The sequence below is a fragment of the Virgibacillus sp. MSJ-26 genome (genome assembly GCF_018918075.1).
GTDB lineage: Bacteria > Bacillota > Bacilli > Bacillales > Amphibacillaceae > MSJ-26.
In genome coordinates this window covers 1-16,569 of record NZ_JAHLPW010000015.1, presented here as the reverse complement: position 1 = coordinate 16,569, position 16,569 = coordinate 1, and the positions used below count along the sequence as shown (strand labels likewise).

Annotated in this window: 18 protein-coding genes; 4 read left to right on the top strand and 14 right to left on the bottom strand. The window is 36.9% G+C overall.

Annotated features, from left to right (window positions below; translation table 11 throughout):
* Positions 1-44: 44 nt before the first annotated feature.
* Both KQI49_RS13775 and KQI49_RS13770 read right to left on the bottom strand, forming a co-directional pair.
* Positions 45-464 carry a universal stress protein gene (locus KQI49_RS13775; RefSeq protein WP_216489777.1) on the bottom strand — a complete coding sequence of 140 codons (420 nt, stop codon included), beginning with the start codon at positions 462-464 and terminating at the stop codon, positions 45-47.
* A gap of 15 nt (positions 465-479) precedes the next feature.
* Positions 480-1,484 carry a YeiH family protein gene (locus tag KQI49_RS13770; protein ID WP_216489923.1) on the bottom strand — a complete coding sequence of 335 codons (1,005 nt, stop codon included), beginning with the start codon at positions 1,482-1,484 and terminating at the stop codon, positions 480-482.
* 142 nt (positions 1,485-1,626) lie between these two features.
* On the opposite strand from KQI49_RS13770, the gene KQI49_RS13765 reads away from it, so the two are divergent.
* Together KQI49_RS13765 and KQI49_RS13760 are read left to right on the top strand one after the other, a co-directional pair.
* Positions 1,627-2,532 carry a LysR family transcriptional regulator gene (locus KQI49_RS13765; RefSeq protein ID WP_216489775.1) on the top strand — a complete coding sequence of 302 codons (906 nt, stop codon included), beginning with the start codon at positions 1,627-1,629 and terminating at the stop codon, positions 2,530-2,532.
* An 11-nt stretch (positions 2,533-2,543) separates the two neighbouring features.
* Complete coding sequence (locus KQI49_RS13760; protein ID WP_216489768.1) at positions 2,544-2,987, top strand: hypothetical protein; 444 nt, start codon at positions 2,544-2,546, stop codon at positions 2,985-2,987.
* 20 nt (positions 2,988-3,007) lie between these two features.
* Here the strand turns inward: KQI49_RS13760 and KQI49_RS13755 are convergent, their stop codons facing one another.
* The 7 genes from KQI49_RS13755 to KQI49_RS13725 form a co-directional block, all read right to left on the bottom strand.
* Positions 3,008-3,955, bottom strand: coding sequence for a nuclease-related domain-containing protein (locus KQI49_RS13755; RefSeq protein ID WP_216489766.1), 948 nt, complete (start codon positions 3,953-3,955; stop codon positions 3,008-3,010).
* A gap of 490 nt (positions 3,956-4,445) precedes the next feature.
* Positions 4,446-4,853, bottom strand: a complete 408-nt coding sequence (locus tag KQI49_RS13750; RefSeq protein ID WP_216489764.1) for a YugN family protein — start codon at positions 4,851-4,853, stop codon at positions 4,446-4,448.
* 369 nt (positions 4,854-5,222) lie between these two features.
* Entirely contained in the window at positions 5,223-5,702 is a 480-nt protein-coding gene (locus KQI49_RS13745; RefSeq protein WP_216489762.1) for a hypothetical protein, read from the bottom strand.
* A gap of 76 nt (positions 5,703-5,778) precedes the next feature.
* Positions 5,779-5,919: a hypothetical protein gene (locus tag KQI49_RS13740; protein WP_216489761.1), complete on the bottom strand. Its 141-nt coding sequence runs from the start codon at positions 5,917-5,919 to the stop codon at positions 5,779-5,781.
* 337 nt (positions 5,920-6,256) lie between these two features.
* Positions 6,257-6,799: a DUF3267 domain-containing protein gene (locus tag KQI49_RS13735; RefSeq protein ID WP_216489759.1), complete on the bottom strand. Its 543-nt coding sequence runs from the start codon at positions 6,797-6,799 to the stop codon at positions 6,257-6,259.
* A gap of 572 nt (positions 6,800-7,371) precedes the next feature.
* Positions 7,372-8,571, bottom strand: coding sequence for an MFS transporter (locus tag KQI49_RS13730; RefSeq protein ID WP_253286838.1), 1,200 nt, complete (start codon positions 8,569-8,571; stop codon positions 7,372-7,374).
* Positions 8,572-9,131: 560 nt separating this feature from the next.
* Positions 9,132-9,650 carry a GNAT family N-acetyltransferase gene (locus KQI49_RS13725; protein ID WP_216489755.1) on the bottom strand — a complete coding sequence of 173 codons (519 nt, stop codon included), beginning with the start codon at positions 9,648-9,650 and terminating at the stop codon, positions 9,132-9,134.
* A 681-nt stretch (positions 9,651-10,331) separates the two neighbouring features.
* Here KQI49_RS13725 and KQI49_RS13720 point away from each other — a divergent pair.
* Both KQI49_RS13720 and KQI49_RS13715 read left to right on the top strand, forming a co-directional pair.
* The gene (locus KQI49_RS13720) at positions 10,332-11,258 is read left to right on the top strand and encodes a glycine betaine ABC transporter substrate-binding protein (protein ID WP_216489753.1); all 927 of its coding nucleotides are present in this window, start codon (positions 10,332-10,334) and stop codon (positions 11,256-11,258) included.
* Between the two features lie 240 nt (positions 11,259-11,498).
* Positions 11,499-12,281 (top strand): formate/nitrite transporter family protein, encoded by a 783-nt coding sequence (locus KQI49_RS13715; RefSeq protein ID WP_216489751.1) that lies wholly within the window; start codon positions 11,499-11,501, stop codon positions 12,279-12,281.
* A gap of 319 nt (positions 12,282-12,600) precedes the next feature.
* Here the strand turns inward: KQI49_RS13715 and KQI49_RS13710 are convergent, their stop codons facing one another.
* The 5 genes from KQI49_RS13710 to tnpB form a co-directional block, all read right to left on the bottom strand.
* Positions 12,601-13,086 (bottom strand): NUDIX hydrolase, encoded by a 486-nt coding sequence (locus tag KQI49_RS13710; RefSeq protein ID WP_216489749.1) that lies wholly within the window; start codon positions 13,084-13,086, stop codon positions 12,601-12,603.
* A gap of 258 nt (positions 13,087-13,344) precedes the next feature.
* Positions 13,345-14,388, bottom strand: coding sequence for a serine hydrolase domain-containing protein (locus KQI49_RS13705; protein ID WP_216489747.1), 1,044 nt, complete (start codon positions 14,386-14,388; stop codon positions 13,345-13,347).
* 104 nt (positions 14,389-14,492) lie between these two features.
* The gene (locus KQI49_RS18775) at positions 14,493-14,621 is read right to left on the bottom strand and encodes a hypothetical protein (protein ID WP_256439016.1); all 129 of its coding nucleotides are present in this window, start codon (positions 14,619-14,621) and stop codon (positions 14,493-14,495) included.
* Between the two features lie 115 nt (positions 14,622-14,736).
* Complete coding sequence (locus KQI49_RS13700) at positions 14,737-15,165, bottom strand: HIT domain-containing protein (RefSeq protein ID WP_216489745.1); 429 nt, start codon at positions 15,163-15,165, stop codon at positions 14,737-14,739.
* A gap of 537 nt (positions 15,166-15,702) precedes the next feature.
* Positions 15,703-16,569 (bottom strand): IS200/IS605 family element RNA-guided endonuclease TnpB (gene tnpB / locus KQI49_RS13695; RefSeq protein ID WP_216489743.1); only part of this gene is annotated, 867 nt, incomplete at its 5' end.

Here is a 16,569-nt window from a genome sequence, read left to right as displayed (position 1 = left end):
CCCATATTTATAGAAATATATGAACATGGGAGCTTTTCTTTATATTAGCGGACGACCAGTACTGGAAGTTCTGCACGATTTAGCACAGCATGAGCAACGCTACCAAGTAGCGCACGGTCAATAAATCCGCGCCCATGACTTCCAACAACGATTAGGTCAGCATTCTTTTCTTTTGCCACATTACAAATTGTCGTACTAGCATGACCGACTTCATGGATAAAATGAACACGATTTTCCCACTCGCTATACAGTTGTTTTTCAATGGTCTGTTTTATTTCTTTTTTAATTTTATTTTCATGATGATCAACAGCATCTGATACAAGATCATAAGCGTAATTTTCTTTTACAGTAACATATAGTACAAATAACTCTGCTTCAGGCCATGCTTTAAGGTATTCTTTAACCATTTCTCCTGCATGTTTTGAGGATTCAGAGCCATCCGTCGCGAATAAAATAGTTTTCATGATTGGTATCCTCCTTTAAACAATGAAATACACAATAACCGAAAGTGCAATCGACGTAACAGTCATCGCTGCAAGTGGACGCAAGGCGCGGTCGCGTAGATCTTTTAAACTTACATTTAACCCGAGTCCAACCATCGCAGCCGTCAACAACCATGTTGTTAAGGTGGAGACACCATCCATCACACCATCAGATAATGGAATCGAATGACCGAATACATAACTTCCTAAAATACTAAAAATAATAAACCCGACAAGGAACCATGGAAATTCTATTTTCGCATTGTCTGTGTCGTTAGCTTTATTTTTACGTTTCATGATTGCAATAAAAATAAAGCAAAGCGGAACGAGCAAGAAAACACGCCCTAGTTTTCCGAGTAACGCCATCGCTAATCCTTCTTCACCAGCCGGTGCTCCGGCCAAGGCAACATGCGCCACTTCATGTAAACTGGCACCTGACCAAATGCCGTACTGAATCGAATCAAGCGGAAGTACAGGGCGCAAAATTGTATAGGCAATCGCAAAAACGGTTCCCATTAGAGCGATAATGCCAACACCAATCGCCGTATCTTCATCTTTGGCTTTTACAATCGGGGCCACTGCAGCAATGGCCGCTGCCCCGCATACTCCAGTCCCAACGCCAAGCAAGAGTGATATATTTTTATCCGCCTTAAATAACTTTGCGAGACCAATCGTTGCAAAAATCGCAAAAGTAATCACCCCAGCATCGATAGCTAATAAGCCAAGTCCATCACTTAGTACCGTACTAATATTAAGCTTGAGTCCGTATAATATGATGGCTGCTCTGAGTAACCGTTTCGCGGAAAAAGCAATTCCTGACCGAATCGTTTCCGGGTATCCGAAAATTTGTCGATAAAAAACAGCAATAATAATTGCACAAGCTAGTTGCCCAATCTGGTTAAATCCAGGCACGAGCGCGAGTAAAAATCCGAGTAAAGCAATGAGAAAAGTAAAGGCCACCCCACCAAGCCACGCGGTTCGTGGGGAATATTGTTTTTTCATATTTACATTAGAGTCCTCAGTCAAAATACAAACACCTCCTTTATTAAGGATAAAGGCTTTCCTTTCATAAGGAAAATAATTATTTATAATCATAATGATAAGTAATATGTTATAGTGGAGAAAATAACTTTGAGGTGGTTTTGTGGATCAGCAGTTACAAGTCTTTGTCACCGTAGCGGAGAAACAAAATTTTTCCAGAACAGCTGAAGAACTTCATATGACCCAGCCTGCTGTCAGTCAGTATATACGCACATTTGAAGATAATTTAGGTGTTAGATTGCTGGAGCGGACGAACAAATATGTACGATTAAATCAAGCCGGTGACATCGTTTATCATCATGCAAAAGAAATTATTGGCCTGTACACTAAAATGGAACGTCTTGTCGATGATTTAACAAACAAAGCAAGCGGCCCACTGACAATTGGAGCCAGTTACACATTTGGGGAATATGTCATCCCCCGTATTATTGCCAAAATGAAAGAGAATTATCCGGAAATCAAACCTTCAATCACGATTGGCAATACAGCAAAAATAGCCGATTTAATCATGCATCATCAACTTGATGTCGGTATTGTCGAAGGGCATTTTAAAAATGAAAAACAATTGAAGATTGAGGAATTCGCGGAAGATTATATGGTGATCGTGGCAAGCCCAGGCCATCCATTAGCGAAGGAAACGAAAGAGATTACCGTGAAAGATTTAGAGCGACAAACCTGGATTTTGCGGGAGCTCGGCTCTGGTACGAGAGAAGCCGCTGAAAAGGTATTTCAACGTTATGACATAACCCCAGCCGATATTTTGAATTTTAGTAGCACCCAATCCATAAAGGTAGCGATTGAAGAAGGATTAGGAATCAGTTTAATATCAAAATGGGCGCTTCAAAAAGAATTAAAAAATGGTGATTTAGCAGTAATCGACGTCAAAGAATTACCATTAACAAGACGTTTTTCAATTGTGACCTCTTCCCCATTTCAAACGAAAGCTCTGCAAGTTTTCATTGAATTGTTAAGGCATAATAAGAAATTGACTGTGTATACAGAGGAGTAAGGGGCTGTTAGTTGGAATGCGGTGACTATAATAGGTGCATAGGCTACCTGGAATGTGGAGTTGGAGTCTTTCCAGGGATGATTAATGCGGTATACTACCTAGATTTCGGAGCGGGGGCTGTTCCAGGGAGGATTAATGCGGTATACTACCTGGATTTCGGAGCGGGGGCTGTTCCAGGGAGGATTAATGCGGTATACTACCTGGATTTCGGAGCGGGGGCTGTTCCAGAGAGGATTAATGCGGTATACTACCTGGATTTCGGAGCGGGGGCTGTTCCAGGGAGGATTAATGCGGTATACTACCTAGATTTCGGAGCGGGGGCTGTTCCAGGGAGGATTAGGGCGGTATACTACCTGGATTTCGGAGCGGGGGCTGTTCCAGGGAGGATTAATGCGGTATACTACCTGGATTTCGGAGCGGGGGCTGTTCTAGAACTTAGCCAGACTCTCAATTAAGACAATCACTTTCTATTATCTTAGAGATAATAAGTTCCGCGTCCGTTACCCAGCTGCTCAAAGTTCTTTATTAAGCAGCGGCGAATCGTATTTTTTGATAATACTCCTCCCGTCCACTCTATAATACTATTTACTGTTAGTGGAAATTCAGGGAACATTAATTGTAATTCTTTTATAGTTCTAAATAGTGCTTCGCCTATCAGCTCTCTATTACCACATCGCTTGCACTGGAAATAATTGTGCCGAGGCATCGGTAAAGCTATCAAACAACTATTACAAAAGACCCCTTTTTGTAACTCTGAGTATGAATATTCTGGAATATATTCGTGGCGAGACTGAGTAATATGAGAAGTTTTAAGCATAGAGGCCAGTTGTTCATGTTGGTTACTCAGAGATTGATAATTTTTCTGAAGTTGTTTTAGGTAAGAATGATGCTGACTCGGAAGAATAATTTGCATGGACTGAGTAGCTTCGTATAAAAAGAAACTTGAATTCATGAAAATAACATGGGATATAACTGGTAATGAAATGCGATTCATTTTAAGCCAAGAATTCAAAAACATATCTGAACGGGAAACTTGATGGAGGGGACTTTTAACGGGGTCCTTAGTTTTAGCATGAATCCAATGATCATCCCTCGCAATATAATCACCATAAAGATTTTTCACTTCAACTAAATGGATTAAATTACGGAAAATTAATAAACAATCAAGCTGAAATTCATTCATGTTTGACTCGAGTTGGAGATTATAGATTGGAATATGCGGAACGGTTAATTTTTCTTGAAGAAGTGCATGAAATTGCATCTCACCATTAAAGCCTGTTTCAAGATTCTTCAGCCTTCTGTCATCCTTGGCAGAAAGCATTTTGCGCAGCTTGAGCGCGTGAAGTACAGAATGAGTCTTTGAAGGGACAGGCTGTTTGAATATACTTTCTTGATTATAGCTAAAGTTAATATTGTTCTTCATAAACTTCCACCTATCATATTTAATATTGATAGCTTACCATACGGTTGTCTAAACTCAATATTAAATTATTTTATAATACTCAATGTTTCAGTCATAAAAAAGCAAATTCTCGTTAAACAAATCATCTTTTTATAGTTTATTATCTTAGTATGTCTTAAAATCACTATTAATTATCTTTTTAGAGAGAGATTGGTCGATACACTACCTAGAATGTAAAATGTTGGTATTTCTGGGGAGGGTACGAGTGATAACCTACCTGGAATTCTGGACGAAAGTCTTTCCAGAGAGGATTAGGGTTGTACCCTATCTAGAATTCGGCGTGGAAAAATTTTCAGGGAGGATAACAGCGGTATACTGCATGGACTGTTAATCGGAGGATTGATTGAGAGAGAAATCTCAGAGTATCATCTGAAATTTGAATGTGACCATACACAGCTTATACTGACACACCAAAAAGCAAGCTCCTACAAGTAGAAACTTGCTTTAAGATTTATATTTTATTAAGTATATCCCCAATCGCTTCTTCACCGAATTCCTGCCATTTGCTTTTATCACGGATATGTCCGTCTGTATCGAGTGGTTCTTGGAATTGGCTGAACCCCGTAGCGGTCAACAATGAGTTTGAGTCTTTATCAAGTCCGAGATTTACCACATGTTTGATGACAAATGGTTTTTCAAACTCAATCCACGCATCTCTTCGATCAAGTTCTCCTTCTAATACTTTAAATGGCAAGCGGACATAATACGTTTCCCCGCCTTCACGACGCATGATGCCGTCAAACATTCCCTCGTGGTATTCCCAATTGCCACCCATATGAAAACCAAACTCTTTTAAATTATCATTGGCATGACCAAACGTCATCTGCTTGCCTTCCATATCTGTGTCCAAATGTATCATTGTATGTATCGCTCCTTAAACCTTTTAAGAATAGTATTGACGCCCCTAGAAAATACATACATTTGTAATTAGGTAAATAATCTATGCTCGCTTCCGGGAAAAACTTCTTAATATAGCCTGGATTATTCCCTGAATATCTTCTTGCTGTTCATCTTGATACACGTATTTATAAATGCGATAGCGGCCTCATTTTGTTTTCGGTTTGGATTCATCAAGTTCAAACATCGTCATTGGATACTTTTCCTGAATACACGTTTAGCGGATTTGTAAAACGATGATGGATTAATTCAAAAGCGCGTGAGTAATCCAAACTCGCGCTATTGTAAACCACATAACAACACAAAAAAACCTTTTATAAGTTTTATCAACTTACAAAAGGTCTCTTAATCGAGTGGTCAGTAAACCTAAGTCAACGACTGTTTCAGGATTATGTGCTTTCACAACTTCTTCAAACTTTTTAAATTTACTTTTTGGTAATACTTGAGGTGGGATTTTAAAATGGATACTTCCTTCTTTATCTTTTATTTCAATGTATGTATTTGATCCACTTCCCGATGGTTCATATGTGGCTTGAATTAATGCCACATCTTCTAAAGGTGCTTTTTTACTGCCAATTAAGCGTACGTAACGAAGCTGACCCTTATCGATGATAATCCTCGTACGAATGTCCCCAATAAGATAAAAACATGGGAGAATTAATAAATACGCAAAAAAATATCCCTCACCTGAAGAGTATTCAGCATATAAATAAAGTGCTAAAAAGATAAGCAAAATTCCCAGATTGGTTAAAATGCTTTTCTCGATACTTTTTCGAAAAACATAGCGTGTTTTATCAATAAGGCATCCCATCTTTTCTATTATTCTTAGTACCTTATTATTCACTATACTGCAAATAATCTCAACCCGAATTCCAGTTCTTTTCCTATCAAGCCATTAACAAAATCGCCAATGCGTAACTTGGCAAACCAAGCATCACACCATAAAAAATAATAAAATCACTCGCTGGAATATGTTCATTCTCATCTGCAATGAAATAATGATTAATACGTGATATAATTTTACTCATAAGTGGATATCCTTTCCATTATATATTGTTGTGCTCGGACGCCCACCGTCCAGGCGCAACTTTTTAGTTTCAAAGTCTGTTTTTCTAATTTATTTACATTATACACTAGTACGAACAAATGTTCCAGTACTAAATTTTATTATTAGAACTCTATCCAATAGACTCATTTAACTCTACTAATACAAACTATGTGATAGTTTACTTTTTATGATAGGATATTTCTCACTGCCCACCGAACATCACTTCCGTTTCATTTAAAAACTCCAAGCATCTTTATTTAACCATAAAAAAAGAGATGCTCTCCGCACCCCTCCGTCTTCACTTGTCCCCCTGTCTCCTAATTCTCAACAAAAAATTTCACACCGACTGGCGTATCTTCACAATGCGTAATGGCTGGATTCTTTATAATTTCATAGATGTACCAGAAATCCCCAGCACAACCTGCTGTATGCAAAACAAACACACTCCACAAGACAGTACTTTCAAGTCCGGACATAGACAGCAGAAGAAATAATGTGCTGTTCAGAATAAACGGAGCTAAAATAATGATAACAAACTGCCTTTTTGTATAGACTTCCCCAGGATTTGAAGCATAAAGCATTCCTTTTGAAAAACCATATTTAACTTTTTTCCCCGACTTAGAAAAATACCTAAAGAATATTCCGTGAAATAGTTCATGGATTGGCAAAGAAACCAAGAATATACCTATAATCCAAAGGTAATTCGAAATAGTAAAGGATAGATGAAATTCACCAAACATAATCAATTGAGCCATTACAACAATTCCAGCCGCAACTATTAGAACGACTAAACTAAATAAATTGATTGTATTGTATAACTTTTTATCCTCGATGATGTTTAATTCTTTATATAATTGCATGGCGATCCCTTCTTTAGTAGCTTTTTGTTTATATACGGATTATTCCCCTGAAGGTTTCACTAATTTAAAGACAGACCCGCTAATTCAGATCAAAGTATCTTAAATGGTTTAATTTTTATTAAAATCAGGTATAATAGAAGCAGAAATGAAATAAGATAAAAAAACTGGACAGTGAAACTGCCCAGTTATAATGTAGCTGCCATTCAAAGTGGCGACTAGAAAGAAAGCGAGAAAAATAACCTACCTTCTACCTGTCAAAGTATTCGAGGTGGTTATTTTTCTTTTCCTATATAAGACAACAATGCTAACAACAAACAAGCGTTGATTTCTATAATCGTTGTTTCAAATACAGACATAGGCATCACCCCCTTTTCGAGGGATTAGCCACCACCTTGAATACTTAGCTACACTTCTTACATTTAACAAACTATGATTGTTGTTGTAATCTTCTCTCTCTTAATTCGACTTAAGTTATATTGATGGTCAGTTCACTAGAACAGTTAGTTAGTTCATACATTGGGACACCGTGCCTGTCCCCCTGTCCCACCTGTCCCCCTGTCCCAATTCAAATTTTACTCGACTATATTTCGCACAAATAAATGGTTATTTCTGTATATGATTGAGGTCACTATAATAAGCAGCAATCCTGAAATGAGAAAGACGCTTCTAACTCCAAATAAATCTGCCACTATTCCCATAGCGAGTGACGCTACGCCAAACACACCTGTGGACACAGCACCTAATGATGTGTAGACGACCGATAATTTTTCCTTTGCTACACTGGATTGAATGATAGTTTGCTGTGGAATGCTTTTGAGTTGCCCAAAGAAGCCAATTCCTAACGAAAGCAATAGTGCAATGATTGGATGACTTGTCATACTGAATAATAAAGTTATTAAAAAACTAAACATAGAACCAATTAAAATCACTTTACCTAACTTTTTTTCTACTACATTCGAATATTTTATACAGTAAATACTTCCTATAATAAGGCCTAAAAAGAAAGATCCATTGATAAAGCCCCACCATTTTTCGTCTACATGTAATGCTTCACTCACAAACACGTATAAGATAGCGGCAATCCATACGGTATCAGCAATCGTTTCGATAATTTCCATGAGTGCTATTTTTCGTAATACAGGAATTTTAAATAACGTTTGCCAGCCTGCTTTAATCTGTTCAACTTTACTTTCCCGCTCTACTTTCTGCTCGGAAACATTTTCCAATAGATACATCGAAATACTTGAGATTGCAAACAAGCAAGCAACGACCCAGACGAGTTGACGCACATTTATCCAAACTAAAAACAAGCTCCCCACGAACCACATGATCGTTTGATTGAACTGTGATAACGATTCAGCTATTCCGTTTGCTCTGACCAACTTTTCCGGTGCCACGTACTGGGGTATCATAGTAAGTTTGATTGGATTAGCACACCCATCAAGAAATGCGATGCCAGAAATAATTATAAACACCAAATAATAGTTTGAGTCAGATATTCTGCTTAAGAACAGGCCTAACACAATAATCAAACCTGTTTTTCCCATTTGCGAACCAGTCAATAACCACTTCAAATTCACTTTATCAATTAATAGAGGCGTTAAAACGCTTGATATAAACATGGACGTCGTAATGGTAAAAGGCACAAAGGACGCGGCCGTTGCGGATCCTGTTAAGGCAAAAATAGTGCTAATAATGCCTACCATGTATAAAACGTCACCAATGCTTGCAAGCGACTGCCCTGTTAGTAGCAACGTGAAGTTTCTATTCAATTGTCTATCCCCCAAATAAAGTAATTTTAAATTGAAATTAGGGGTTTTAAATTGGACTGTTCACGAGATTAGCTCCTTTTTTAACCGATAAATCTTGGGGGATGTAGATTTATTGAAAAATTTAATTAATCTGTTATTTAAAATAATATAATAAAATTTAATAGATTGGCTTCACATGAGGGGTGGCGCACCAATAACCTTCTATGAAAGTTAAGAAGGGAGGTGACGCCTATGGATATAATAAGCGTTCTAATGCTGATGATTTCGTTCGGCATTAACAAGAGTTTGTAATGTCCGATAAAAATAAAAAGTAACCCCTCTTGTGCTGACAGGCCATCAAGGGATTACTTTCTCTAAAAGCGCCTAGCCCCTCTTGTTGGAGGTTAGCCTATTGTGACCGTCCATGTAATCAGCATGGGCGGTTTTTAATATCTTATGCATTTTTAATGCTTCTATGTTTATTATATCACGAGGTGAATTATTGTACACATTTTTTCCTTGTTATTTGAATATCGTACAGTTATGAACCACTAAATCTAATCAACTAGTTTTAAAATTTTTTAAACAAATTGATACATTAAAATATCATCGACATAGTCACCATTATCTAACTTAAATTCTTTAAATTTTCGTCCTTCCTCAATAAATCCCATCTTTTTATACAAAGCCACCGCCCGTTCATTTGTTGAAAACACACCTAAGCAAACTTTTTCAATAAGCGGGTTTAGGGTCGCCCAATCTAAGATTCCTTTTATTAATAACTTTCCTATTCCCATATTTCTAGATTCTTTGTCTATCATCATTCCTATTGACCCAGTGTGAGAGAGTCTCACCCTATTTGGCGAACGAAAAACAATCCAACCCACTATCTGATCAGGGGTCTCAGCCACTAGCATTGTTTCTCGATCATTAGTTAATATTTTTTCCATCCATTCTTGTTGCTGTTCTACTGTCTTATCAAATTCCTCAGACGCAGTTGCTAAATAAATTTTCTCTGCCACTACTTCTTTTTGAATTTGTAAGATCCTCGCAGCGTCTTCAGCTTTTGCTGTTCGAATAACTATATTTCCCTTAACCAATTCACTTCACCCGCCTAAAATTAATTACCTTAATCATTTAGATAAGTCTAGAAAGTCTTCTTCAATATTGATGTATCTCTACTAATTTTATTGTTTTGATTTAACTATTTCTCGTTTCAAATTCCATATCAGTATTTAAAATGTCACGTTTTTTCATTTGAATTTCTCTCTTTTATATTATATAAAGTTATTTGATATTTTAGCATGAATGTTGGAGAGGCACCACTGAAAATTGTGGATTATGGATACTTATAAAAAATATGACGCGTGGGTCTGCACGAGTTGGGGTGGTTGATGCCTGACCTGAAGCTGTACTGCACATTGAACGTAAATTGACGATAAAAAATTAAAGCTTTTAATTATACCGTATCAATGCTTGGAGCATTTAAATAGAAAAAATTGGGTTAGTCAAATACTTACATAAATTATCATTACTCATTTAGCGTTTTTTCTAATTTCCGCGCAAGTAATGCACCAATACGGAGCAAATCGAAATAAATAAACGTCCTTCTCCTTAATTACGTTGTTATTGCAAACAGTGTAAGCTATACGAACAATAATAACAGAATATACTGTTTGTTATGAGTTGAGTGAGGGGATATAATCTTTATGGAGTTATAAGTTAATCTTTACAAAACTTGAGAGATTATTACAATAGGATTTAAAGGAGATTTGTACAACATGTTAAGTTTTCAATGGAAAAAGTTAGGGGTAATTGCTGGATTATCTTTATCTCTTGTTGCCGCTGGTTGTGGCCAAGCAGACGCAAATGATACCAGTAATAATGCAAAAGAAAGCACAACAAATGAAAGTGAAGAAATGGATTATACTATTACTGGGCTTGAACCTGGAGCTGGTCAAACGGAATTGAACGACCAAGCTATAGATGAATATGAAAGTCTTGCTGGTTGGGAACAAGAAACGTCATCAACAGGAGCGATGTTATCAGCTCTAGACAAGGCTATTGAAAATGAAGAACCAATTATGATTACGGCATGGTCACCTCACTATATGTTTGCGAAATGGGATATCAAATATTTAGAAGATCCTAAAGGTGTTTTTGGAGAGGAAATATACGCCGCAACACTTGTGAGAGAGGGTCTGCGAGATGACATGCCGACTGCTTATACACTCATGGAACGATTTAATTGGGATATATCAGAGGTGGATTCAGCTCTTTTAAAAGCGGAAGAAGAGCAATTAGAAATGGACGTAATAGCCGCGCAATGGATTGATGAAAACGAAGATACAGTTTCTGAATGGACAGAAGGAATAGAGACAGTAGATGGAACATCAATGGAATTAGCTGCAACTACTTGGGACGACGCACTATTTACAGCAAACGTTGCTAAAATTGTATTAGAACAACAAGGATTTGATGTGACGCTTACACCGGTTGATCCAGCTATTTTATTTGAATCTATCGCATCAGGTGATGCAGATGCCACACTTTCTCCATGGTTACCTACCACACATGGTGCTTTATATGAAGAGTATGAAGGTGAATTTGAAGATATAGGAAAAAATATTGAAGGTGGTAAGCTTGGATTAGCTGTACCGTCTTATATGGAAGCAGATTCCCTTGAAGATTTTGAACCTGCAGAGTAGGTGAACTAAATATGAAATAAAATTGCTCGCCCTATCTAAAGTTTAGCTAATGGGCGAGCTTTTATTTTGTTTGAAAGGAGTTATCTTGCGTGAGTGAGCTACAATCCTAATCGATTTGGACGATTGGTACTCGACCCTCTTTAAATCTTAATTTCATAATACAATTCCAAACTCAATCATACAATGGTTATATCAGAGCACGTCCATCTGATTTCATATTAACCGAGGTGACATGAGAACATGGCTTTCAATTCTCCAGAAAAAATTGTTGAAATGACAAAAGAAATTGGCGCAAAGAAGGTTAATCTACCACTTTCTAGCGCTGTTATTTTAGGATTTCTAGCAGGTGCGTATATTTCATTTGGATTCTTATTATATATCAGAATAACAGCGAACCTCCCAGGAGAAATATGGGGGTCTATTCCTGATATGATTGGATCGACCCTCTTTCCACTAGGACTTATTTTAGTTCTAATTGCCGGTGGTGAACTTCTTACAGGGAATCTCATGACCTTAATACCTGCAAGACTTTCCGGAAAAATAACGAACAGACAGATTGCGAAAAATTGGACAATCATTGCCTTAAGCAACTTTGTAGGGGCAATATTCTTTGTTTACCTGTTTGGTCATAAACTCGGCTTAACGGAAACGGAACCTTATCTAACTCAAACCATTGCCGTTGCTAAAAGTAAAATAGATGAATCATTTCCTATGGCCTTCATCTCCGGAATTGGTGCCAATTGGCTTGTTTGTCTCGCCGTTTGGCTAGGCTATGCTGCAAAAGATACGATAGGTAAGATTATAGGTATTTGGTTTCCGATCATGGCCTTTGTTGCTATTGGATTTCAACATGTGGTTGCGAATATGTTTATAATTCCTGCCGCTATCTTTGCAGGTTCATTCAATTGGTTTATGTATCTTGAAAATTTCCTTGCTGTTTTCTTAGGAAACGCAGTCGGTGGAGCGTTTTTTGTTGGCAGTCTCTATTGGATGGCCTATGCGAAGGTGATAAAATCTGAGTGACATACGTGCTTATTCAACAACTGTTTCCTATTATGGACTTATTTATCAATGGGACATACTGAATGTATTGTTCTAGAGAGTGGAATGGGACATGTCGCATAATAAGTTGAAAAAGTAATAACGATTATGTCGTGAACTCCCAATTGATTCAACTGTGTTCCGGATCTGTGCTTGGTTATTATTGCTTCTCAGATGAAAAATATCCTAACCGAATAATCCATTATCTAATTCGATTAGGATATTCTTTTTGTGTGTATGTCAATTGTCCATTCTCCTTCTATTCCGGATTATTCTATCTTTACAATGTTCAACCACTCTTCTAAATTTTTTTCTCCGATTTTAATTCAAACTCTGGTCTAGTTATGTAGTCCATATATTGGACATTTCCGTTATAATTTAAATAAGCTTGATAGCGTGTACGTTGTGAAGGAGCCAATACCATATCCAAAACTTCTTCTTTATTAACCCAGCGGCTGTCCGAAGTTTCATCCGATGTCGTTAATTTCCCACCTATGGGTTCACATACAAAGTCAAACATAACCTTTGTCGGCACTACCTTTACACCACTATGTCCTTCATATGTCGCTGTATTAGAAAAAACTCCTACCAAATGGGATACTTTAACATCAATTCCACTTTCCTCTTTAACTTCTCTGATTATCCCATCTATTAAATTTTCTCCGACTTCCACTTGCCCACCGGGAAACACCCAATGACCGTCACGACGAGTTTTCACTAACAATATTTCACCTTTAGTATTCTCAACAAACCCTAGTGTAGCAACAATATGTACTGGCATTTGCATATAACTATCCCTCCATTAAATTGATTAAATTTATCTATTCAGCCTATTATTTTTTCTAAACGAGCCACCAAATAATTAATAAAAACAATTTTAGCTGATTCAATAAATTATCAGGTTCCTCAGATTGTATAAAACTATTAATAGTTTAACTTCTTCGACAATGGAACTTAAATTTATTCCATAAAATGTCCCGATAGTCCAAAGGCACATTTTCAATACAGTCTCTCATCGGTTGGCCAAAATCCACATATCATTTACTTATGACTTCATGCTAATAGCAATTTTCATGGCCAACCGCACTGGCAGAGCAGGGTTAGACATTTGATTCACATCTCCAACAAAAAACAGATCCTGTCTTGGATAGTAAAATGCCAATGAACCTGTTGAGCCAGAATGCCCAATTAACTCACCTTTACCCATAAAAAGGTTGGCAAGCCCAGTTAGTGGAATGAACATATAACCAGCGCTATAGCGAATGGGAAACATAGAAAACTGCAACTTATTGGTTTCATTTTGTTCATTGAAAATAGCTTTATTAAATAACTTTCCACCGAAGAAAGCCTTGATAAACATCATTAATTCACGGGCTGTGGAAATGACACCCCCACTGGCGCGGCAACTTCTAACGAAATCAGGTCGATATAAAGAATTATCGTGATAATAAACTTCAGGAATAAAATCATGTTCATTTTCTGGAAGATATGTATGAATGAGTCCTAGGGGTTCGAAAATAAATTGCTTATACGCCTCATTTAATGTTGATTGAGTTATGATTTCAATTACGTTTCCAAGCAAATCAAAATTAACATCAGCATAATGTGCTCTATTTTTAAAGCCAGGTGCAAAATGTGGTGTCTGTTGTTTCGTCATCCGGATAATTTTATCAAAATCAATGTGCATATCTTTATAAATGACATGTTTTCTTAGTACTGCTACACCTTCTTCAGATATATCCGGTAATCCACTGGTTTGGAATAATAAATGAGAGAGTGTCAGATCCTCGGAATAATTCCACCCTTTATAAAGATGAAGATTACTCACGATATCCCCTTGAACGTAGGTTGCTACTTTATCATCCAACGACAATTGACCCTGCTCTTGCAAAATGAAAATACATGTCGTCGTTAATAGCTTCGTTATACTTGCCATAAGAATTGGTGTATCTAATCCTTTATCCCCGTATTCTCTACTATATGAAAAATCCCCCTTTGAATTTTCTACCAGTAGAATACCCTCGTATATTTGTTTCTTATTTGTAATTCGTTCAAAGGCTTTATCGATTAGTCGTGTTCTGTTTCCCATATAATCACCCGCTTTTAAAGATATACCATCGTACTGTCTATCTCTCGCAATCTAGTCAGATTCGGAAGATGTATTCATTATATAACGCTCTCGATAATTAAATACTAATCAACGAATTTATCTTCTAATTCTTTAATTCTTTCCTCTAACTTTTTAGTTTTATCTAATTGCTGAGAAGCAAGTGCAAAAGCAGCGCCAGCCAAACCGAGAGCACCCCATATCGCCCATTCCATTGTTTTTATTCCTCCCTCAAATTACCTTTACAAATCTTACTAAACAATCTGATCTGTTTCATTACGACAAAGCGAAAATCCTTATTCCAAAAACACGCTCAATTGAGATGTGTCTTTAATAATTGCTTTTAGTAGATTTAAGTCGGTTATATGTGTGATTTAAGCTATTCTCACTGGATTCTTTTTCATTCGTTGGAAGGTGAAATTGTACTTTTTCATTATGGTGTCTTGGTATGATATGAAAATGGGTATGCATAATATCTTGTTGTGCATTTATTCCATTATCTTGAAGTACGGTATAATCCCTACAAATACCGGATTTAACCAATAAATTTGCCATTTCTATAATGGCATTCATTAACCCCTTCATAACATTTTCATCTTTGATTGAGTCGATCCGCCTAAAATGTTTATTAGGGATCACTAATATATGTCCCGAAGTCACTGGATTAATATCTAAAAACGCTGTTGCCATATCGTCTTGATATAGTATATATGAAGGAATTTCACCTTTAACAACTTTACAAAATATACATTTATCCATATTTATCCCTCCACATGCTATATACTTATGCAGTTGTCTCCTAATTACGGAAGGCCAATATCAAATTATTCTAATAATAGTTAACGCAGTTATATTAATAAATTTAAAAACAAAAATATTAAAGTGATAATTGTACCAAAGCTAAAACCAAGTATATGTACAATAAATGCGCCCATCCCATAAAGGTTACCTAATATTAAATAGGCGAATGTGTAATTCACAGACCAATTGCCAAATTGTAAATTAAGAAATTCTTTATTCTATAAATGTAAAATAATTATGCAAGCAATGAGTGCGTAAATTCCAGGTGACGCTCCAGTGCCTTTTGTGTAATCAGCGAATAAAGAGTAAACGGTATAGGCGGCTATATTTCCGATTAATTGAACTACCCGCCACTTATCGACCTTGCGGTCTGATTGAAGTGGGGGATTCTTGGGAACAGAGCGTACTTGACTATGGTGGCATACACCATAGTCAGAGGTTTCTCTTATTGACCAAGCTACCCCCGCAGTCCCTGCGGTTCTTGATGGATCTTTCTTAAGCTCGCGCTTGTAAGCGCAATCCTTCAGCTAATATGTTTTTGCTGGCATTTATATCTCTATCGTGATGTTCGTGGCAAACAGAACACGTCCAATCCCTTATTTCAAGGGGTTTCTTGCCATCTTGATGCCCACATTCAGAACATATCTGACTAGAAGGATACCATCTGCTTATTTTTACGATTGTTTTACCGTACCATTTTGCCTTGTACTCTAATTTCATTACAAGAGCAGACCATGATACATCAGAAATTGATTTTGCTAACTTACGATTCCGTAACATTCCTTTTGTATTCAAGTTTTCAATACAGACGACATCGTGGTTTTTGATTATCTCTGTACTTAGCTTATTAAGGAAATCCTCACGCTGGTTCATTACTTTTTCATGTAATCTAGCAACTTTTATCTTCTGCTTTTGATAGTTTTTTGCATCCAGAAGGTTAATACCATTGTTTTTAGCACGTAACGCTCGTCTTGAAAGTTTTCGTTGTTCTTTTTTTAATTTCTTCTCCGCTTTTATTGTAAATTTATTATTGTCAATCTTGCGACCATCAGAAAAAATGGCAAAATCAGTGATGCCTAAGTCTATACCAATAGATGTTTCAGTTTTATCTAACGGTTGCACTTCTGTTTCAACAAGAATGGATATGAAATATTTACCGCTAGGATTTCTTCTAACAGTAATATGAAGAATGCGACCTTCTACATCACGACTTTTGGAGAATTTGACCAATCCAAGTTTAGGCAATTTAATCTTGTTGCCGATAATCGCAATATTGCCGTTCGTGTATTTCGTTTTATAAGACTGCACATTGTTGTTTTTAGATTTGAAACGTGGGGCTTTGTTTTGTTTCTTAAAGAATCT